This window comes from Clostridioides sp. ES-S-0049-02 (assembly GCF_020658465.1).
Taxonomy (GTDB): Bacteria; Bacillota; Clostridia; order Peptostreptococcales; family Peptostreptococcaceae; genus Clostridioides.
In genome coordinates, this window is the sequence record NZ_JACVWG010000014.1 from 1 (window position 1) to 20,338 (window position 20,338).

The 20,338-nt window shown below is 28.9% G+C and carries 20 protein-coding genes and 1 other annotated feature; all 20 genes read right to left on the reverse strand.

Features of this window, described 5'->3' with window-relative positions; all coding sequences use genetic code 11:
- Positions 1–110, reverse strand: a 110-nt coding sequence (locus IC213_RS17955) for a GTP-binding protein (protein WP_131072429.1), incomplete at its 3' end; no start/stop codon positions are given.
- Positions 111–183: 73 nt separating this feature from the next.
- Entirely contained in the window at positions 184–831 is a 648-nt protein-coding gene (gene sigH / locus IC213_RS17960; protein WP_227437057.1) for an RNA polymerase sporulation sigma factor SigH, read from the reverse strand.
- Positions 832–895: 64 nt separating this feature from the next.
- Positions 896–1,423: an NYN domain-containing protein gene (locus IC213_RS17965; protein WP_227437059.1), complete on the reverse strand. Its 528-nt coding sequence runs from the start codon at positions 1,421–1,423 to the stop codon at positions 896–898.
- Between the two features lie 6 nt (positions 1,424–1,429).
- Entirely contained in the window at positions 1,430–2,164 is a 735-nt protein-coding gene (gene rlmB, locus IC213_RS17970; RefSeq protein ID WP_227437061.1) for a 23S rRNA (guanosine(2251)-2'-O)-methyltransferase RlmB, read from the reverse strand.
- A gap of 12 nt (positions 2,165–2,176) precedes the next feature.
- Complete coding sequence (gene thyX / locus IC213_RS17975) at positions 2,177–2,935, reverse strand: FAD-dependent thymidylate synthase (protein ID WP_227437063.1); 759 nt, start codon at positions 2,933–2,935, stop codon at positions 2,177–2,179.
- Between the two features lie 105 nt (positions 2,936–3,040).
- Positions 3,041–3,436 carry a ribonuclease III domain-containing protein gene (locus IC213_RS17980; protein WP_227863354.1) on the reverse strand — a complete coding sequence of 132 codons (396 nt, stop codon included), beginning with the start codon at positions 3,434–3,436 and terminating at the stop codon, positions 3,041–3,043.
- 2 nt (positions 3,437–3,438) lie between these two features.
- Complete coding sequence (gene cysS / locus IC213_RS17985) at positions 3,439–4,836, reverse strand: cysteine--tRNA ligase (RefSeq protein ID WP_227863355.1); 1,398 nt, start codon at positions 4,834–4,836, stop codon at positions 3,439–3,441.
- Positions 4,837–4,977: 141 nt separating this feature from the next.
- Positions 4,978–5,133 carry a hypothetical protein gene (locus tag IC213_RS17990; protein WP_003421202.1) on the reverse strand — a complete coding sequence of 52 codons (156 nt, stop codon included), beginning with the start codon at positions 5,131–5,133 and terminating at the stop codon, positions 4,978–4,980.
- A 221-nt stretch (positions 5,134–5,354) separates the two neighbouring features.
- Positions 5,355–6,836 carry a glutamate--tRNA ligase gene (gltX, locus tag IC213_RS17995; RefSeq protein WP_227437069.1) on the reverse strand — a complete coding sequence of 494 codons (1,482 nt, stop codon included), beginning with the start codon at positions 6,834–6,836 and terminating at the stop codon, positions 5,355–5,357.
- Positions 6,837–7,277: 441 nt separating this feature from the next.
- Entirely contained in the window at positions 7,278–8,723 is a 1,446-nt protein-coding gene (gene proS, locus IC213_RS18000) for a proline--tRNA ligase (RefSeq protein WP_227437072.1), read from the reverse strand.
- A 122-nt stretch (positions 8,724–8,845) separates the two neighbouring features.
- Positions 8,846–10,561, reverse strand: coding sequence for a proline--tRNA ligase (locus tag IC213_RS18005; RefSeq protein WP_227863356.1), 1,716 nt, complete (start codon positions 10,559–10,561; stop codon positions 8,846–8,848).
- Between the two features lie 63 nt (positions 10,562–10,624).
- Positions 10,625–10,833, reverse strand: a binding site (T-box leader).
- Positions 10,834–10,927: 94 nt separating this feature from the next.
- A complete protein-coding gene (gene ispF, locus IC213_RS18010; RefSeq protein ID WP_227437075.1) occupies positions 10,928–11,413 on the reverse strand; it encodes a 2-C-methyl-D-erythritol 2,4-cyclodiphosphate synthase in 486 nt (161 codons plus the stop codon).
- The gene (ispD, locus tag IC213_RS18015) at positions 11,410–12,123 is read right to left on the reverse strand and encodes a 2-C-methyl-D-erythritol 4-phosphate cytidylyltransferase (protein ID WP_227437077.1); all 714 of its coding nucleotides are present in this window, start codon (positions 12,121–12,123) and stop codon (positions 11,410–11,412) included. Before ispD ends, ispF begins: the two co-directional genes overlap by 4 nt.
- A gap of 277 nt (positions 12,124–12,400) precedes the next feature.
- A complete protein-coding gene (locus IC213_RS18020) occupies positions 12,401–13,333 on the reverse strand; it encodes a lipoate--protein ligase (RefSeq protein WP_227863357.1) in 933 nt (310 codons plus the stop codon).
- Positions 13,334–13,510: 177 nt separating this feature from the next.
- Positions 13,511–14,161 (reverse strand): class II aldolase/adducin family protein, encoded by a 651-nt coding sequence (locus IC213_RS18025; protein ID WP_227834975.1) that lies wholly within the window; start codon positions 14,159–14,161, stop codon positions 13,511–13,513.
- Between the two features lie 175 nt (positions 14,162–14,336).
- Complete coding sequence (locus IC213_RS18030) at positions 14,337–14,810, reverse strand: hypothetical protein (protein ID WP_227437083.1); 474 nt, start codon at positions 14,808–14,810, stop codon at positions 14,337–14,339.
- A 29-nt stretch (positions 14,811–14,839) separates the two neighbouring features.
- Positions 14,840–16,195 (reverse strand): PTS galactitol transporter subunit IIC, encoded by a 1,356-nt coding sequence (locus IC213_RS18035; RefSeq protein ID WP_227437085.1) that lies wholly within the window; start codon positions 16,193–16,195, stop codon positions 14,840–14,842.
- A 77-nt stretch (positions 16,196–16,272) separates the two neighbouring features.
- Positions 16,273–16,575 carry a PTS sugar transporter subunit IIB gene (locus IC213_RS18040; RefSeq protein WP_227437087.1) on the reverse strand — a complete coding sequence of 101 codons (303 nt, stop codon included), beginning with the start codon at positions 16,573–16,575 and terminating at the stop codon, positions 16,273–16,275.
- An 81-nt stretch (positions 16,576–16,656) separates the two neighbouring features.
- Positions 16,657–17,121, reverse strand: coding sequence for a PTS sugar transporter subunit IIA (locus IC213_RS18045; RefSeq protein ID WP_227483625.1), 465 nt, complete (start codon positions 17,119–17,121; stop codon positions 16,657–16,659).
- Positions 17,096–20,047: a sigma 54-interacting transcriptional regulator gene (locus IC213_RS18050; RefSeq protein WP_227863358.1), complete on the reverse strand. Its 2,952-nt coding sequence runs from the start codon at positions 20,045–20,047 to the stop codon at positions 17,096–17,098. Before IC213_RS18050 ends, IC213_RS18045 begins: the two co-directional genes overlap by 26 nt.
- Positions 20,048–20,338 lie beyond the last annotated feature (291 nt).

The following is a 20,338-nucleotide window of genomic DNA, read 5'->3' on the forward strand; positions in this document are numbered from 1 at the left end:
TATAATGTTTTTGTTATTGCTGCTGTTAATGTAGTTTTACCGTGGTCAACGTGTCCTATTGTCCCTATATTAACATGAGGTTTTGTTCTTTCGTATTTAGCTTTAGCCATTTTGAATTTCCTCCCTTATCTTTCGATATAAATTAATTTTGCTCACAATAAGCTTATGGTAAGTATTTTACTATTAATCATTTCTGTTTTCAAGATGTTTTTCTAATTTTCTCTTAACCCTTTGTAAAGCGTTATCTATTGACTTTACATCTCTTTTAAGTTTGTCCGCTATGAACTGGTATGACTTTCCATTCAAATACAATTCTAGGACTTCTAATTCCAAGTCGCTTAATAATTCGTTCATCTTTGATTCTATATTTTTTAATTCTTCTTTACTAATTATAAGTTCTTCTGGATCTGTTACTATACTTGTAGCTATTATATCTAAAAGTGTTCTGTCTGACTCTTCATCATATATTGGTTTATTCAAAGAAACATATGAATTTAAAGGTATATGTTTTTGTCTTGTTGCAGTTTTTATAGCAGTTATTATTTGTCTTGTTATACATATCTCTGCAAAACATTTAAATGAATTTGTCTTACTTCCATCAAAATCTCTAACTGCCTTATAAAGGCCTATCATTCCTTCTTGTATTATATCTTCTTTATCTGCTCCAATTAAAAAATATGACTTTGCTTTTGCCTTTACAAAATTTCTGTATTTGGTAATAATATACTCTAGTGCTATCTTATCCCCTTCACTTGCTTTTAATACAATGTTATACTCATCTTGCTGACAATTGTCTATTAACTCATAACTTTTTTCTTTTGCTACCAACATGTAAATCTCCCCCATATATAAAACAAATTTATAGGTATATTATAGTCTAAAGAACCTAGTAATTTCAACGCTTTCTACGAATGTTCTCAAGTTTCGACAATGTTTCTTCATCTAACCTTTCCTCCAACCAATTTCGCTGAATTTTTTTCCTTAAACCGCTATTTTTTTCCTTCATTTTATTCTTGGAACGATCTAATTCTAACTTTAATTCTCTAGCAGACATTCTCATAGCACCTTTTCCTAAAATCATTTGTTGCTCTGCATAGTCATTAGTAGCTACTTTTACATCATCATATTTTGATAGAGAAGTTATAAATTTTTCTATATAACTATCCGCTGTTTGGTGCTCTCTTGTATAAACTATTGTTATGTGTTTTCTTTTTTCAACTTTTTCTCGGGAATTCTTAACATTATAAGCATCAAAAACTATTATAGTCTTATATCCCATGAACTCAGAAAATTCTATAATATCATCAATAAGTTTTTCTCGAGAATCCTCTAAATCCTCTTTCGCCAGTTCTTTTAAATTATCCCACGCATTTATAATATTATAGCCATCTATTATTAAGTAGTGATTTATGTTTCTTCTCATGCTTATTTACTTTTTATCCAGTCTTTGTCTGAATATTTCATATAAAAGTATACCACCTGCTACAGATGCATTTAAAGATGTAACATTACCTATCATGGGCATTTTTACTATAAAGTCACAGTTTTGTTTAACCAATCTAGATATTCCAAAACCTTCACTTCCAATTACTACACCTAGAGGTCCTGTAAGATTTTGTTTATAAAAAGTTTCTCCATCCATATCAGCAGCTGCAATCCACAGCCCTTCATCTTTCAGTCTTTTTATTGTATTGACTATATTGGTTACCTTACAAACTGGCATATACTCTACAGCTCCAGCAGAAGCTTTTGTAACTACAGGAGTTATGTGCACAGACCTTCTTTTTGGGATAATAACTCCATGTGCTCCTACTGCATCTGCTGTCCTTATTATTGAACCTAAGTTATGTGGGTCTGTTATTTCATCTAGTATAATAAAAAATGGGTCTTCATTTTTACCTTTTACTGAGTCTATTAACTCATCTAATTCATAATACTTATATTCACTTGCATAAGCTATTACACCTTGATGCGAATGACTTGTGCTTACTTCATCTAACTTATGTTTATCAACATATTGTATAATTATATTCTTCTCTTTGGCCATTCCTATTATTTTCTTAATTGAACCTTCTTTAGCTGAGTTTGCAATTAATATTTTGTCTATTTCTCTATCACTCTTTATAGCTTCTATTACAGGATTTCTTCCTTCAATACTTGCCAAACTATTCACCACCTACAAGGATTTAAATTTTTCTCTAACTTGAACTATATCACCACAAGTCATAGTTCCTTCTGGACAACTTCCATTTACACAGCTTGGACCAGTCTTTTTAAATAATATAGGAGCAACTTTTTTAACTTCTCTTAACATTTCTACAGCTAAGTTTCTTATTTCCCATTGTGCTCTTTCACAACATCTATGTTCAAAGAAATTAAATAAACTTCTAGCGTTTATAGTAAATACCATTTTTGTTTCACATGCATTTGGAAATACATATCTAGCATCCTCTATTGCTTTTTTCTCAGCTTGTCTCTTTGCTGTTTTCTCATTTTTTCCTTCTTTTATTAGTTCATCATAATGCTTATCAAATAATATCTCCACTAATTTGTCATAATCTTCTTGGTCCTTTTTCATTGAGTTAACAAATAACTCTTTTGCTTTTTCTATTTTATCTATTTCAGGAGGAATTATGTACTCAAATTGGTCTAATTTAACATATCTTTGACTTTGTTGTGAAAAACTAGCTATACGATGTCTAACAATTTGATGCGAACAAGCTCTTGAAATACCTTCTATTGAAAACGTAAAAGATGCATGTTCTAATATTGAACCATGCCCTATATTTAATAACATATTTAAAAATTTTTCTATACTTTCTTCTGTTAAGTCTTTTTCTATTTCGTCTGTCCCAACTGGTGAATAACATAACTTAGCTGCCATAGCTATTACTTTTTCGGGTTCAGGTGTATGTGATATTAATTTTACTTTCATAAATTTTTGTCCTTTCTTATTACTAATTTCTATATATTTATTATACATTAGTTATAAAAAAAGTGTTGCCTTATTAATTATTATTAAGACAACACTCTTTAATATTTACATATCTCTTTCAATAATTTTAATTCCTTTATTGATAATATATTGAAGTCTCTCTATTTCATTATTCAAATACAAATATCCAATTAATGCTTCAAATCCAGTTGCATGTTTATAGTCTATAATATCTGCATTTTTAGGAGAAGTGTTTGATTTTTGATTTCTTCCCCTTTTATAAATTTTACTCTCTTCCTCTATTAATTCACTTTCGATTTCATGAATTATTGATGCTTGAGCTTTAGCCTTTACATACTTTATGGCTAACTTATGCAAATCATTAACTTTTCGCTGTGTATTTTGTCTAATCAAGTGTTCTCTTATATATGTCTCATACACTGTATCACCTAAATATGCTAAAACTAGTGGTGACATAGTAACTAATTCAGTTTTTTCCATTTTTATACCCTTTTCCACTTAACACCTTGTCTTGTGTCTTCTAGTACAATTCCCATATCTAATAATTGTTGTCTTATATCATCCGCTAATTGGAATTCTTTATTTTTCTTTGCGTCAGTTCTCTTTTGTATTAATTCTTCAATGTCTTTATCTAGCACAGTATCCTTTTTCTTATTTACAATATTCAATACTCCTGTAAGCTCATTAAATTCATCTAAACACTTCTTAGCTAACTCTAAAGAAGAATTTTCGTCTACATTAGAATTTATCAACTTAGCCAATTCAAATATAATACTTACTGCATCTGCTGTATTAACATCATCATCCATAGCATCTATAAATCTTTGTCTAAAGTTATCTAATTCTTTAACAAGCTCTACTTCTTTTTCTGTTAGAGATGATTCTTTTAAATTACTTAATGTAAACTCTAATTTTTCTTTGGTATTATACAATCTTTCAAGACCAGCTTTAGCTTGATTTAACATTTCATCACTAAAGTTTACTGGATTTCTATAATGTGCTGATAACATGAAAAATCTCACTATTTCTAAATCATATAGCTTTGATATATCTCTTACTGTAAAGAAATTCCCTTTTGATTTACTCATTTTTTCATCATTTATATTTATATATCCATTATGCATCCAATATTTTGAGAATGTTTTTCCACTTCTAGCTTCACTTTGTGCTATTTCGTTTTCATGGTGTGGGAATGTTAAATCTTGACCACCTGCATGTATATCAATTGTCTCACCTAAGTATCTCTTAGACATAACAGAACATTCTATATGCCACCCTGGTCTACCTTCTCCCCAAGGACTCTCCCATCCTGGTTCTCCTTCTTTTTTTGCTTTCCAAAGAACAAAATCCATAGGATGTCTTTTTTGGTCATTAACTTCAATTCTAGCTCCAGCCTCTAAGTCTTCTTGTTTTTGGCCTGAAAGTTTTCCATATCCTTCAAATTTATTTGTATCAAAATATACATCGCCATTTACTGCATATGCATATCCTTTATCTTCTAATTCTTTTATAAAATCTATAATTTGTTGTATATTATCTGTAACTTGAGGATGAACAGTAGCTCTCTTAATTCCTAATCCATCACAATCTACAAAATACTCTTTTATGTATTTAGTAGCAACTTCTTCTTGAGATATTCCTTCTTCGTGGCTTCTATTTATAATCTTGTCATCAACATCTGTAAAGTTTTGTACATAAGTTACGTCATATCCTCTATACTCTAAATACCTTCTTAGAGTATCAAATATTATAAATGGTCTTGCATTACCTATGTGGATATAGTTATAAACTGTTGGACCACACACATACATTTTTACCTTTCCTTCTTCTAATGGAACAAATTCTTCTTTTGCTCTAGTTAATGTATTATAAACTTTCACACTCATCACCTCACTGTATTTTTATAAATTATTTTCTTAACATCATATATTATATTATAGTTGAAAATTGCAATAAATAATAGTACTACTATCATTTTTCATACTATCCTTCAAATTACATAATAATACTATCACTATTTTCTATTGTTCCTCTAAAAATATCTTTTTTTGAGAAGAACATTTTTCAAAAGTCTCTTCTGTAATCATTTTTTCGTCTTTTAACTTTTCTAAAATTGTAACATATTCTAAGCATAGCTCCTTTAATTCCTTTTTAACATCATCAATATTACTATACATAGTAATTACCCCCTTAATAATTAAATCAAACTAAAATAATAGATTACCTTCTTCTATGCTTAATATTTTTATTAGTTTATTATTCATATTTTATTTATATTTTTGCTTTGCTTTTTATATATTAAATTTATTGACCTAAATACCTTCATTTTGTTAGCCATATCTTTTCACCAAATACTAACACAAAAAAAGTCCGCATCTAAATTAGCGGACTTTTATGACTATAATATATGATTTTTTACATAAGCTATTCTATTTAAGCAAGTTTCTTTTCCTAAAACTTCCATTACTTTTGGTAAATCTGGGCCATGCATTTGTCCTGTCAAAATTATTCTTGACCCCATAAATAAATTTTTCCCTTTTATTTTATACTCTTTTTGTATCTCTTTAAGCATTGTTTGACCAAACTCAGCATTTAATATTTCTGCTTTTTCTATTTTTTCTTGTAAGGCATCTATTAAAGTAGGTATATGTTCTAATTTTAGGAAGTCACTTCCTTCTTCAGTTTCTATCTCTACATTATCTCCAAAGAATATACTCGCATGCTCAGTAACTTCTTTTACATATTGTAATTTTTCTTTAAGCACTGATATCATACTCTTTAAAAATTCATACTTACTAGTAGCTTCTGCTTCTGTTATAAACCCATCTTCTATTAAAAATGGTATAGCTAAATCTGTTAGGTAAGCATCATCACCGTCTTTTATATAATGTTGATTAACCCAGTTTAACTTTTCAGTATCGAATACCCCTCCACTTTTAGATACTCTTTCAACAGAGAAAGCTTTTTCTAACTCTTCCATTGTAAATAACTCTTGATTATCTTCTGGAGACCAACCAACTAATGCTACATAGTTTACTAATCCTTCTGGTAAATATCCTTTTTTCTTAAAATCTTCAACTGCTACATCACCTTGTCTCTTACTTAATTTTTTCTTTTCTTTATTAAGTATATTTGGTAAATGTACAAATACTGGCGCTTCCCATCCAAATGCTTCATATAAATAAACATGTTTTGGAGTAGATGATACCCACTCTTCTCCTCTTATAACATGTGTAATTTTCATTAGATAATCATCTACCACTACTGCAAAATGATAAGTTGGGAATCCATCTGTTTTCATCAAAACTTGGTCATCTAAATCATTAGTATTGAATTCCATGTCTCCTCTAACTAAATCAGTAAATTTAATTATATGATTTTCTGGTAATTTTAATCTTATAACATATGGTACTCCTGCTTTTATATTAGCTTCTACCTCTTCTTTAGATAGGTTTTTGCAGTGACCATCATATTTAGCAGTTTCTCCTGCTGCCTTTTGAGCATCTCTTACTTCATCCAATCTTTCCTTTGTACAGAAACAATAATAAGCTTTTCCACTATCTAAAAGTTGTTTTATATATTCTTGATATATATCTAATCTTTGAGATTGAATATATGGTCCATATTCTCCTTTTTGTATTACTTTTTCATTATCATCTAATATAACTCCCTCATCATGATTGACGCCAGCCCATTTCATAGCATTAAGCATATTTTCTATAGCACCTTCTACCAATCTACTTTGGTCTGTATCTTCTACTCTTAATATATATTCTCCGCCCATTTTCTTTGCAAATAAATAGTTATATAAAGCAGTCCTTAAACTACCTATATGTACAAATCCTGTTGGACTTGGTGCAAACCTTACTCTTATATTCATTTTTACTTCCTCCTGATATTTTATTCAATATAACTATAATATTAAACTAGTACATTGTTTTGCAAGTTTATTTTTAATCAAACTTAATAATAATATCCTTTTTATTCAAAAATACACATGTTTATTATATCAGAAAATACTAGATTTAATTTCATAAATCTTTCTTTTAATCCATTTATTTTTCCAAAAATTAAAGGTATTATTTATAACTATTCATAAATGCTTCTTGTATATGTTTCTTGCGATTAGAATCGTCTTTAACATCATTTAAAGATAAAGTTTTACTTTTAAAATTTTTAATCTTCTCATTCATATTATTATCACCTATTAAAATTATTATTAATCTTAACAGAATAGTAAAAAATAAAAAACTGGGATGTAAAGTATTAAATACTTTACATCCCAACTAAATTATTTTTACATTTATTTAAATATATGATTCTAGTATGCTTTTGCCATTACTACCATATGCTCTGCTTCTTTTCCACAATATACACACTTGTGACCTAAGTTTTCTTGTTCAAAAGGTAAGCATCTTATAGTTGCCCCTGTTTCTTCCTTAATCTTCGCCTCACATTCAGCATCTCCACACCACATAGTTTTTATGAATCCTGGTTTTTCTTCCAAAGCTGTTCTAAATTCATCCATATTTTCAACTACAGATGTGTTATCTTCTCTATGTTTTCTTGCTCTTTCAAACATATCATTGTGTATAATATCAAATAAATCATATACAGCATCAGCTAATCCTTCTAAAGGCATAGCACTCTTTTCTAGAGTATCTCTTCTAAATATCATAGCTTGATTATTTTCTATATCTTTTGGTCCAATTTCAATTCTTATTGGTACACCTTTCATTTCCCACTCATTAAATTTCCATCCAGTTGTATAGTTATCTCTATCATCAACCTCTACTGTTACTCCTTTAGCTTTTAAATCTGCATATATTTTATCAACAGTTTCCATTACATTGCCTTTTTTAGCAGCTATAGGAACTATAACAACTTGTATTGGAGCTACTCTTGGTGGTAAGACTAATCCTCTATTATCACTATGAGTCATTATAAGCCCACCTATAAGTCTTGTAGATGCTCCCCAAGATGTATGATATGGATTAGCTAAGTTACCTTCTCTATCTGCAAAAGTAATATCAAACGCTTTTGTAAAGTGTTGTCCTAAGAAGTGACTTGTACCTGATTGTAATGCTTTCCCATCATGCATCATAGCTTCTATAGTATATGTTCTCTCACCACCTGCAAATTTTTCACTTTCACTTTTTTGACCAGATACAACTGGCATTGCAAGCAATTCCTCACATAAAGCTTTATATATTTCTAATTGTTGTATTGTTTCTTGTTGTGCTTCTTCTGCTGTTTCATGTAATGTATGACCTTCTTGCCATAAGAATTCAGATGTTCTTAAGAAAGGTCTAGTTGATTTTTCCCATCTAACAACTGAACACCATTGATTATAAAGATATGGCAACTCTCTATATGATTTTAGCCATTTAGCATACATTGTACATATTATAGTTTCTGAAGTAGGTCTTACACATAGTCTTTCTTCTAGTTTTTTATTTCCTCCATGTGTTACCCATGCAACTTCTGGAGCAAACCCCTCAACATGCTCTGCTTCTTTGTTTAATAAACTTTCTGGTATCAATAATGGAAAATAACAGTTTTTATGTCCAGTTTCTTTGAATTTTTTATCCATAAATTCTTGCATTTTTTCCCATAAAGCATATCCATATGGTTTTACAACCATAAATCCTTTTACTGGTGCATAATCAACTAAATCAGTCTTAGTTATAACATCTGTATACCATTGTGGAAAATCATCTTCCATCTTTGTTATTTCTTCAACAAATTGTTTTTCATTTTTTGCCATCTTAATTACCTCCTCATTTATTATGTTTTTATACAAAAACACCCTTTTATCTTTTTATATAGATAAAAGGGCATTTATAAAGTACAACTCTGATTATCTATACAGTAGCTTTCTTTAAATTATTATCCTAACTTAACATTGTTTTTGATAAATTCTGCTTTTACTTTTTCACTTATTTCTTCTATTTTAATTAATTCTTTATCTTCTTCATATCTAAGTTTAAATTCTACTTTACCTTCATCAATATTTTTACCTACTGTAATTCTCATAGGTATTCCTATTAATTCTGAATCATTGAATTTAACACCAATTCTTTCATCTCTATCGTCTAACAAGACTTCTACACCCATATCTTGTAAATCATTATATATCTTTTCAGCTAATGACATTTGTTCCTCATTTTTCATATTTGCTGGAACTATCACAACATGATATGGAGCTACTGATAAAGGCCAAATTATACCTTTTTCATCATTATGTTGCTCAATTATAGCTGCTGCTGTTCTTTCTACACCTATACCATAGCATCCCATTATTATAGGTTTTGATTTACCATCTCTATCAATAAAGTTTGCATTCATAGCTTCTGAGTATTTAGTTCCTAACTTAAATATATGTCCTACTTCAACACCTCTAGCTATTTCAAGAGGTTTACCACATACTATACATTTGTCACCTTCTTGAACATTTCTAAAGTCTCCAACTATACCCTCAAAATCTCTTCCATAGTTAGCATTTCTTATATGATACTCAGTCTTATTAGCTCCAACAACTATATTTCTTTGCTCAACAATTTCTTTATCTATAAAGACATAATCAGCATTTACTCCTATTGGTCCAGCAAACCCAACCTCTGCATTAGTTACTTTTCTTACAATGTCGTCTGTAGCAAGTGCAAATTCTATAACAGAACCTATTGCATTAGATACTTTAACTTCATTAACCTCTCTATCTCCTCTTACAACAACTACAACTGTTTTCCCATCTGCTTCATATACTAAAGTCTTAGCAAATTTATCTGGAGAAGCATTTAGGAATTCTTCTAATTCTTTTATTGTAGCTGCTCCTGGTGTATGAACTTCTTCTAATTCCTTCATTTCTTCTTTTTCTGATACTGCATTACAAGACTCTGCTCTTTCTACATTGGCTGCATAATCACATCCACTACAGAATACAACTTCATCTTCTCCAACTTCTGATTTAACCATAAATTCAGCTGATGTAGAACCTCCTATAGCTCCTGAATCTGCTTGAACTGGACTGTTATCTAATCCACATCTATCAAATATACTTACATATGCATCAAACATATCTTGATATGATTTATCTAATCCTGCTTCATCTACATCAAAACTGTATGCATCCTTCATTGTAAAAGTCTTAGTTCTCATAACACCAAATCTTGGTCTTCTCTCATCTCTATACTTAACTTGTATTTGATACAAATTAAGTGGTAATTGTTTATATGAAGTAATCTCTTGTCTTATTATGTCAGTAAAAGCTTCTTCATGTGTTGGCCCAAGGCAGTACTCTCTTTCTGTTCTATCTTTTAACCTAAACATTTCTGCACCCATAGCAGTCCATCTTCCAGATTCTTTCCACAATTCTGATGGAAGTAAAGCCGCACATAGTATTTCTTGACAATCTTTTTTATTTAATTCTTCTCTAATTATTTGCTCAATTTTTTTAAATACCCTTAACCCCATTGGTAATTGATTATAAACCCCTGAAGTCATTTTTTTTATCATTCCTGACCTTACCATTAATTGATGGCTTGTAATTTCAGCATCTGCTGGAATCTCCTTCAATGTTGGCATAAACATTTTAGACATTTTCATTAATAAATTCCTCCTGAATATTGTTTTCCTGAAAATATAAAAAACCTCTCATCTCTATACAAGTATAGAGACGAAAGGTTTGATTTCCGCGGTACCACTCTAGTTAGCTATATAAATAGCTCTCTTTAGGGAATGTAACGGTTCCTACCGTAAAGATTTTTATACCTTTAAGCTAAAAGACAGGTTCAAAGACTTCCTCTTGAAAACTCTCACCTCTGTTTTCTCTCTGTGAAGATTTCATCATTTTACTATTTCTTTATCATAGCTAATTTTATATTTATATTAATTTTACTTAAATTCACATATTATAGATATTCTATATAGGCCTATTATTTGATATCCATTAAACTTATTACTAATAATATATTAATTATTCTGACTTGTCAATAATAATAAACAAATACTTTGTGAAGCTATTCCTTGTTTTGCACCTGTAAAACCAAGACCTTCTTCTGTAGTTGCTTTTATATTTATGTTTTCAATATCTGTATTTAAAACTTTTGCTATATTTTTTCTCATATTCTCAATGTGGGGAGCCATCTTAGGACTTTGAGCAATTATAGTACTATCTATATTTCCAATTTTATACCCTTTGCTTGTTATTAGATTATATACATGTTCTAGTAATTTCATACTATCTATTCCCTTATATTTTTTATCTGTATCTGGGAAATGCTTACCTATATCGCCTAAAGCTAGTGCCCCCAAAATAGAATCCATTATTGCATGTATCAATACATCAGCATCAGAATGACCTAGTAAGCCCTTATCATGTGGTATCTCTACTCCACCAATTATAAGTTTTCTTTCTTCTGCCAATTTGTGTACATCATATCCCAATCCTATTCTCATATAATTCTCCTTCTACTATTCACTTCATCTCTTTTTTCCATGTTTAATATTTGTTCTGCTATATTTAAATCTTCTGGACTCGTTATTTTTATATTTTCATAAGAACCCATTACCATCGTAACACTTTGCCCTATATTTTCTACTAGCATTGAGTCATCTGTTCCATAATAATTAGTCTTATACGCTTGTTCGTAAGCATTTATTATAAGATTATATTCAAAAGTTTGAGGGGTTTGTGCCGCCCACAATAGTCTTCTTTCTGGAGTTTCTTGTACTGTACCATCAGATACTATTTTTATAGTATCACTTACTGGTACACCTACAACTACGGCCTTTTTTTCTTTAGCCATTTTTATAGATTCATTTATTATTCTGTGGTCTACAAAAGGTCTCGCTCCATCATGAATAAGTACTATATCACAATTTTTATCTAGTTTTTTTAATCCATTATATATTGAGTCTTGTCTTTCTTTTCCGCCATATGCTATTTTTATATTTTTAAAGTTATATTTATTTATTATATTTTCCTTAAAAAAATCTTCCTCTTCTTTTTTTATACATACCACAATTTCATCTATATTTATATTTTCGTAAAAAACTTGAATTGTATGCGCTATGATTTCTTTTTCTCTTAATTTTATGAACTGCTTATTTACGTCTAAGTTCATTCTCCTTCCACTTCCTGCCGCAACAATTATAACACTATACATGGTATCACCTCGTATTTTATTTTTACCTATCATTTATTAAAACTTTTAATGTTTTTATATTTTAACCATCTGATTAATTATATATTAAATTTTCAGTTGTATAAATAGGTAATATCCATTTTCTAACCTAAAATATGTGCATCTGTTGCAAATTATATTGATTTTTCAATAACTTCATCTTTTTATTTTACAACTTTGTAACAGTTTGTATATCTATAAAAAATGTTTAAACCTCTAGATTGATATAAAACAAGTTTATCAATCTAGAGGTTTTGTATTAGAATATTAAATTAATTAAATCTATGTAATTCGGATAATTTTCTAAAATATTGTTTTTTATTTCTTGTTTATCAAAATCTACTTCTATCAATTTATCCATATTGACTATACCATCTATAAAAGAAATAAAACATTTTGATATTTTCCATTTATTAACATGTAAATTGATTTTCCTTCTATTGTCAATTGGTAAAACTATTTGAAACTTAGGCGTTTTATTATATATCCATTCTGTTTTTTTATATTTATCTTCTACCAGATTGTATATACTTTTGATATCATCATCGTCTAATTCAATTTCTTTTATATTTTTTATATTATTTTTTATATAATCAACACAATAATCTAAAAAATAGTTTATATCTTTTTTGAGTAGAAAATTAATATTTGTAACTTTACTTGAAACAGACTTAGTTGCCTTTGATTCTGTTGATTTATCTGAATTTAAATACTTAGTTAATTTATTTAAATCTGAATCATAAAGAAGAGTTCCATGATAAAGAGAATTTTGCCTTTTTATAGATTGTGCAGAACCAGAAATTTTTTTACCATTTAAAAATAAATCTTTTCTTTCTGTTATAGATACATTTAATCCCAATGATAAAAGCATACTTTGCATAAATTTAGTATGTTCTAAAAAATCGATTTCATGAAGATTCCTATTTTTTTGTATAAATGACATATTGATATTTCCTAAGTCATGATACACAGTACCTCCACCAGATATTCTTCTTAAAATGGGAATTTCACCATTTTCAATAACATCATAATGTATCTCCTGATATGGATTTTGATTTTTTCCTATAAAAATGGATTCTTCATTTCTCCATATGATTATGATATCATCATTATATTTCTCATTTAAAAATAGATACTCTTCTAGAGCTAAATTAAAGTAAGGATTGGTGTTTTTGTTTAATAAGTAATACATAAAAATTCAGACTCCTTTTATATTTTATCTTACTATTTATTTTAAATTAAAATAAGTTTATATAGTATTTAACTTTAAATTATTCTTTCTAAATCATTAAACCTATTATAACATAATACAACTCCTTACTATTACTGAACATCTGTGTTTTTTATTATTCTGAGAGTTTTATTAAATTTACTTATCCTGACCATACACATTAAGAAATACATTTCTAGCTCTTTGAACTTCTTCATCTGGTAATAATACTGGTGTCCCAATTGATTTTGCTAAATAATATACTTTTGCTGCATCTTCTAACATTACAGCTGCGGTAAGTGCATGCTTTACAGATGGACCAACTGCAATCACTCCATGATTTGCCAAAAGACATGCTCTCCTATTACCTATTACATCAATAACACATTTTCCCATCTGATTAGATGTTGGTGGTGAAAATTTTGCAACTGGAACTGAACCTCCTACCTCATTTGCAAGAGTTGTACTTGCACACTCTATAGACTCATTTAAAATTGCAAAGCAACTTGAATATGTAGAGTGTGTATGTATTATACTATTTATATCATCTCTATGTTTATATATATATAAGTGGTCTGGTGAATCTACTGATGCCTTCCATTTACCATCTACAGTATTTCCATCTATGTCTATTAAAACAATATCACTTGGTGTAAGATTTCTATAATCCATTCCACTTGGTGTGATTGCTATATATCCAGTTTCTTCATCTCTTCCACTTACATTTCCTCCTGTCAATGTAACTAAATTATAGTTTAGAAGGTCTAAAGACGCTTGTAATACCTCTTTTCTCAAATTTTCTAATAACATTAGCTAAATCCTCCCATTTATTAGAAACATAGTTCTATATGTTCCTGTTATATATCTTACACAATAAGATTTTATTTCCGCTATTTTGATTGAAAATTCTAAAAAACCTTTATAAGATTTAAACTTATCTCTTTATACTAAACATAAGCCAATTTTAATTTGAAATTTTCATTTTTTATAGTTCATTACTCTTTAATCTTTTATTTCTAAATTTTAATGATTCTGGATGCAAACATTCTTCTAATTCAATAAAATAATTATATAGTTCTGTATTGTCATTAAACATGTTTGTTTTTATCCAATATCTCCCCTTAATAAAACTACCATCATTAATTTTTAGATACATTTTTTTGTCATGAAATTCTCTTATTCTTATTTTTTTTATATCTTTAATTTCATACTCATGTATAGAATTAAATGAACTAAAATATATATATTTATTGTCCATAGTAATCATGTTAGGATTACTTGAGGATACAAAAGTATTAAATATTCCATAAGTACAAATAACTATCATCAAGCTATATATATTAATACTAGGATTTATATAATTATTAAATAGTGCATAAATCAATATTAAAATCATAAAAATCCCTGGTATTGTTACACTAACTATATATCTTTTAGAATCATATATATATTTTTTCATAATTTATACACTCCTTAATAAAATTACATTTAAGCTTCATCTTGTGTAGATAATACTTTATTTTCCTTTATTATTCTACTTCTATTATAGATAGCCATCCCTAAAGCTATAACTGCCAAAATTATTCCTCCAATTACTTTGTAATTCATAATTTTTACAAATACCCAGCTTAATGGATTTGCTCCATCACAAATACTTGAAATCATAGTTGCTCCTTCAGGCATTTTAAAGCTTGCATTTAAAGCCATTTGAGTAAATAGTGGTGCTAAATTAGTTGCTATTAATAGCCCAGAAGTAATAATAACTATTCCTATTATTAAAGTTCTAAATACATTTCCTTTTGTAATTGGAACGATTAAAACAAGTGCAAATGGTATTACAGCTAAATCTGCAAATGGTAAAACTTTATTACCTGGTAATATAGCTGCTATAACTATAGTTAGAGGCACTAGTACTAATGCAACTGACAATGTAACAGGGTGTCCTATTCCTACTGCAGAATCTAAACCGATGTATATTTTACCTCTATTTTTAAATCTCTTTTCAATAAATTCTTGTGCTGCCTCTGATACTGGCAACAAACCTTCCATTAATAAAGCCGCCATTTTGGGAATTAGTATTAAAACAGCTCCCATAGTTATCCCTAACTGCAATATACCTTTTATATCATACTTGGCTGCAATACCAATTATTATCCCTATTAAAGACCCCATTATTAAAGGTTCTCCAAATAGGCCAAATTTTTTTTGTAATGTATCAGCATTTATTTCAATTTTATTTATCCCTGGAATCAAATCTAATACTTTATTTACAACTATAGCAATTGGAACAAATGCTTGTGTAAATCCATGAGGAAGAGATATACCTGGCATCCCTAAGTATTCTTCTATCCCTGGGGCTGTTAAGTCTGCCATTACTAAAACAATTACCATATTTGCTACTGCTGCAAATACTCCCCACATAACACTTTGCGTAGCCCCTGCCACCAAAGCTCCTGTAAATGCAAAATGCCAGTAATCCCATATATCTACATCGACAGTTTGAGTTGTATTAGTAATTAACATAACTATATTTACTACAAGTCCTATTGGAATAATTAAAGCACCCACTGTTGATGCAAAAGCTATAGCTGATGCTGCTGGCCATCCAACATCTATTATGGATAGGCTTAATCCTAAGTTCTTAACCATTTGTTGTGTAGCTGGACCTAAGTTATCTGTTAACAAAGCTATAATAGTATTAAGACCTATAAATCCAACTCCTACTGTTAAACCAGCTCTTAAAGATTTTCCAAGCTTTGTACCTAATATCAAGCCAAAAATACATATTATTATTGGCATCATTACTTGTGCACCCAAACCAACAATGAAATTTAATATCGCCATCTAAATTTCCTCCTTCATTTAATTTTCAGTCTCTAAAACCGCAAGATTTTAGAGACTATTTCATTTAAAAATTCAAATTATAATTCTAATTTTTCAAGAACTTCTTTGATTAATTTATCCATTCCTACTCCAGTTAAAAAAGGCAGTCCATTTATTACAGGTGTTTTTATACTACTAGATATTTGTGTAGTACAGATTATTAAATCATAATCTGGTGCTTTTGAAGCTACCTCTACTACTTTACATTGTGTAATACTAACCCTATCTAATTTACCAGCTTCTTCTAATGCCTTCTTTAACTTGTTTATAGCAATTGTTGAAGTACATACTCCTGTTCCACATGCAACTAATATTTTTTTAGCCACATTATTCACCCCCATTAAAATTATTTTATTTTTAAAGATATCTGTAATTAGAAATCTTTGATAACTTTTTATATTTTTAATACTATTTTTGTATGTTTAATTATTCAACTTATAATTTAATAAATTACTTAAACTTTCTTCTCTTAAATCAATAATATTATTTAACATATTTTCATCTTGGAATATGGTCATAAGTCTTTCTAATAGTTGTAATTGCTCTTGTGGCTCTTTAACTGCCAGCATAAATATAACCTTTACATCAATTTCAGTGTCATCTGTACCCATCATTATGAATTTTACAGGTTTATTTAATATGCCAATAGCTATCCCTGGTTCATTTACATGGACTATATCTGTATGCGGTATTGCTACTCCATAGATTCCTGTTGGCAGTCCTGTAGCATATTTTTTCTCTCTTGCTATAACTGCTTCTATATAACTTTCTTTTACATATTGTTCGTCAAACAAACGTTGTCCTAAAAACTTCAAAGCATCTTCATTACTTGATACCTCAATATCTTTAAAAATTAAATTACTACTGATTATTTGCATTGACTCCATCTAATATCATCTCCCTAATAAAATCTCTATCTTTAATGTTTTTAATTTTTTTAAATTCATCTGTTTCTATAAATGTAAGTAGAGTATTCAATGGATTAAAACATTTCTGGTCTACAGCTAGTAGAAGTATTATTTTTACTTTGTTTTTACTCCATACAATAGGATTTTTTAAGATAGCTATGCTTATTGCTGGTCTGATTACATCAATTCCATCTGTATGAGGTATTGCTATTCCGTCTGACAACTCAGTTGGAAATAAATTATCTCTTTCCACTACTTTTTTATAGAAATTTTTTGTTACATAGCCTTTTTCTCTAAGTTTTTTGCTCATGTATTTAAGTACTTCTTCTTTTGATTTAATTTCTAAATCTACAAATATGTCTTCTTTTTGGATTAAATCAGATAATTCATATTTTTTATTTGTTTTAGCAATTTGATTTGTATCAATTAAGTTATTTATTTGATTTAATTTTGTTTTATCATTAATGTCTACTAGGCTAAAAAATGGGATGTTTGGTATCTGAGGGTCAATTGTTCCAACTATTGCGATTACATTTTTTTCATTACTTATTTGTTTTATCTCTAAATCAAGACTTGGATATTCAATCATACCAATAGTCTCTATATCAACCTTTTCATTTATCCCTTTAATGCTTTCCTCTAAACTTTGCTTTATCTTGCAAGCTCCTCCTAATCCAGTAATACATAATGTTACAATTATAGGCTTTCTATTGTCTACTTTTGAGTTGTTCTCTTTGCTAACTTTATCTTTTACTAATGGCTCTATATTTTTAACTTCATCAACTATCTCATCTATTGTTAAATCTGGTAGAACTGCTCTTCGTATGACTTCTATACAGAGTAATGTATCAAATCTAGATATTGTTCTTATATCAATCCCTGTTTTTCCAGAGATAATATCTCCAAAGTACGAAAGGGAACCCATATCAACTAATATAATTACTCCTCTTCCTTCATCAATATCTTTTATTACAGTAGTAGCTTCTTCAATCATTTCTTCTGGCTTTTTCTCAAATGGCATATCCAAATACCTTGCATGATTAATACCTAATAACTTATTGGTAACCTCACATACAGATGACGCAACTCTTCCATGAGCCATTAGAAGTACACCTATCTTTTTTTGTTCAGAAATTTCTCCTCTACTACTCATTTTAAAATATATTGCTATTATACCTATTTCTTCTTTTGGCAAATTTATATTGTATCTTTCCTTTAAATGTTGTGCTACCTTTTCTGCTACAGAATACTCTAATGGATAGTTTCCTATTATCTCTTTTAAATGAGCATTTGATATTACTTTTCCTTCTTTTAATCTTTCAAAAGCTGCTTTTAAATGAATTGCTAGACATAAGTGTAGATTTGGTTCTAATGAATTAAGATACTGTGATGCTATTTTGATTACTTCACAAGTTAACTCTACAATGTATTTTCCAACAATCGGACTTATATCAGGTAAATTCTCAGTGATAGAAACTTTCTTAACTTGTTTTATGTACTTCTGAATACAGCTTTCTAATTCTCCTCCAACAATCCTGTTAATAACATCAAAGTCTAAACCTTGTTCTAATAAATCAATGTGTCTCCTTTCAGTAAGCTTGTATATTTCATCTGGGAAAGTATATATATCTTCATTTTTCTTTTCTATCTCAACTTGAAGGTCTGAATCTATAATTAAATCTCCATCTACATAATTTTCTATCTTTCCTCTACAATTTCTTATCCTTATTAGACCTTGTTTCACATACCCAGGTACATCTGATATATTTATAGTTACTTCTTTTTGTTTATTTGTAAGTTGATTTAATAGTCCTCTAGCACAAGCTACTTGAATATCACTTCTAAGCTGACCTACATTTCCTATACAATCATAAAGCATAAGAGCTTTTAAGACATCTGATTTTATGTGTATGTTTGCTCCCATTCGTTGGGCTTCTATCAAGAAAAATTTGTTTATAATGTCAAATCTTTCGTTTAATGGTCTTGCAACTAATTCTGGGATTTCAATTGTCACAGGTATACGTCTTTTAAAGGTATTAAGTAAATGAGAATCTATTGGCTCAGAAGTTGCAGAAATAATCATTACATTTATTTTATTTGTAAGCTTTGTTTCTCCTAATTTTCTAACCATTCCTTTATCAATCAATTGAAAGAGTATTTCTTGACCTTCATAAGGCAATCTATGTATTTCATCTATAAACAATATACCCCCATCTGCTTTTGATACTAATCCTTCTTTAGTTTCATCAGCTCCTGTAAAAGCACCCTTAACATGACCAAATAATTGAGATAACAAAAGTTGTGGATTTTCTGAGTAGTCTGCTGCATTGAAAACTATAAATGGTGCATTTTTAGGAAATCTAGATGATTCTACTGCAAAGTTATACATGCACTCTGCTAACTCGCTTTTTCCAACACCAGTTGGACCCATAATAATAGTATGCAACCCATGGGGAGGATAAAGTATAGCTGCCTTAGCTAATTTGACGATTGTACTTAAACTTCCAGTACTTCCTATTAATTTATCAAAGGCCACATCTATTTTTTCTTCTTTAGCATTTAGTTCCTCTTTTTTATCATCATTTTCTTTATCATGTTTTAAATCACCAGAATCTTGGATTTCTTTTAAATACTGTATAACTGTAAATCTTGATACAGTAAATCCAATACTATTTAATCTTCTTGTTATATCATTTTTATTTATATTTTTTTCTTCTTTTACAATATCTTTTATAACTTTAATCAAAACAACTTTTCTTCTTTGTCTAGAATCTTCTATTTTTAATTCATTTCTTAAAAAGGTAACGTCTTCTCTTCGAATATTTAACATACTTGAAATTGCTTCATCTGTTAAAGGATTTTTCTTATCTTCATTTTCAATTAAGCTTTTTATTCTTTGCCTCATTTCTAATTGTCCCTCCTTACTATTTATATAAGCAACTTACATGCCACATAGTGTTTTTTTTGTGCCATTTTTTACTTCATAAACTTATAACGTTTAAATTAAGCTATTCTTTTATTTAAATATTAAGAAAATTTTTTTTATTTTTCACAAATAATACTTTCGTAAAAAACAAAAAAATCTTTTCTCTTAAATTTTTCTGTAATAAATCTAAAATGACACCCTTATTCTATATTACTATCTTTTTTGTACAACAAAAACTACAAATAACCTTATGATATATTTTTCCAAAAA

Coding starts and splice junctions, on each gene's coding strand:
- sigH (WP_227437057.1), bottom strand. CDS start 831: ATGTTGGTAGCAAAAGAAAAAAGTTATGAGTTAATAGACAATTGTCAG.
- IC213_RS17965 (WP_227437059.1), bottom strand. CDS start 1,423: ATGAGAAGAAACATAAATCACTACTTAATAATAGATGGCTATAATATT.
- thyX (WP_227437063.1), bottom strand. CDS start 2,935: ATGAAAGTAAAATTAATATCACATACACCTGAACCCGAAAAAGTAATA.
- IC213_RS17980 (WP_227863354.1), bottom strand. CDS start 3,436: ATGGAAAAAACTGAATTAGTTACTATGTCACCACTAGTTTTAGCATAT.
- IC213_RS17990 (WP_003421202.1), bottom strand. CDS start 5,133: ATGTATAGTAATATTGATGATGTTAAAAAGGAATTAAAGGAGCTATGC.
- gltX (WP_227437069.1), bottom strand. CDS start 6,836: ATGAATATAAGAGTAAGGTTTGCACCAAGTCCAACAGGATTTGTACAT.
- proS (WP_227437072.1), bottom strand. CDS start 8,723: ATGGCAAAAAATGAAAAACAATTTGTTGAAGAAATAACAAAGATGGAA.
- IC213_RS18005 (WP_227863356.1), bottom strand. CDS start 10,561: ATGAAAATGTCTAAAATGTTTATGCCAACATTGAAGGAGATTCCAGCA.
- ispF (WP_227437075.1), bottom strand. CDS start 11,413: ATGAGAATAGGATTGGGATATGATGTACACAAATTGGCAGAAGAAAGA.
- ispD (WP_227437077.1), bottom strand. CDS start 12,123: ATGTATAGTGTTATAATTGTTGCGGCAGGAAGTGGAAGGAGAATGAAC.
- IC213_RS18020 (WP_227863357.1), bottom strand. CDS start 13,333: ATGTATTACTTATTAAACAAAAACACCAATCCTTACTTTAATTTAGCT.
- IC213_RS18025 (WP_227834975.1), bottom strand. CDS start 14,161: ATGTTATTAGAAAATTTGAGAAAAGAGGTATTACAAGCGTCTTTAGAC.
- IC213_RS18030 (WP_227437083.1), bottom strand. CDS start 14,810: ATGAAAAAATATATATATGATTCTAAAAGATATATAGTTAGTGTAACA.
- IC213_RS18035 (WP_227437085.1), bottom strand. CDS start 16,195: ATGGCGATATTAAATTTCATTGTTGGTTTGGGTGCACAAGTAATGATG.
- IC213_RS18040 (WP_227437087.1), bottom strand. CDS start 16,575: ATGGGGGTGAATAATGTGGCTAAAAAAATATTAGTTGCATGTGGAACA.
- IC213_RS18045 (WP_227483625.1), bottom strand. CDS start 17,121: ATGGAGTCAATGCAAATAATCAGTAGTAATTTAATTTTTAAAGATATT.
- IC213_RS18050 (WP_227863358.1), bottom strand. CDS start 20,047: ATGAGGCAAAGAATAAAAAGCTTAATTGAAAATGAAGATAAGAAAAAT.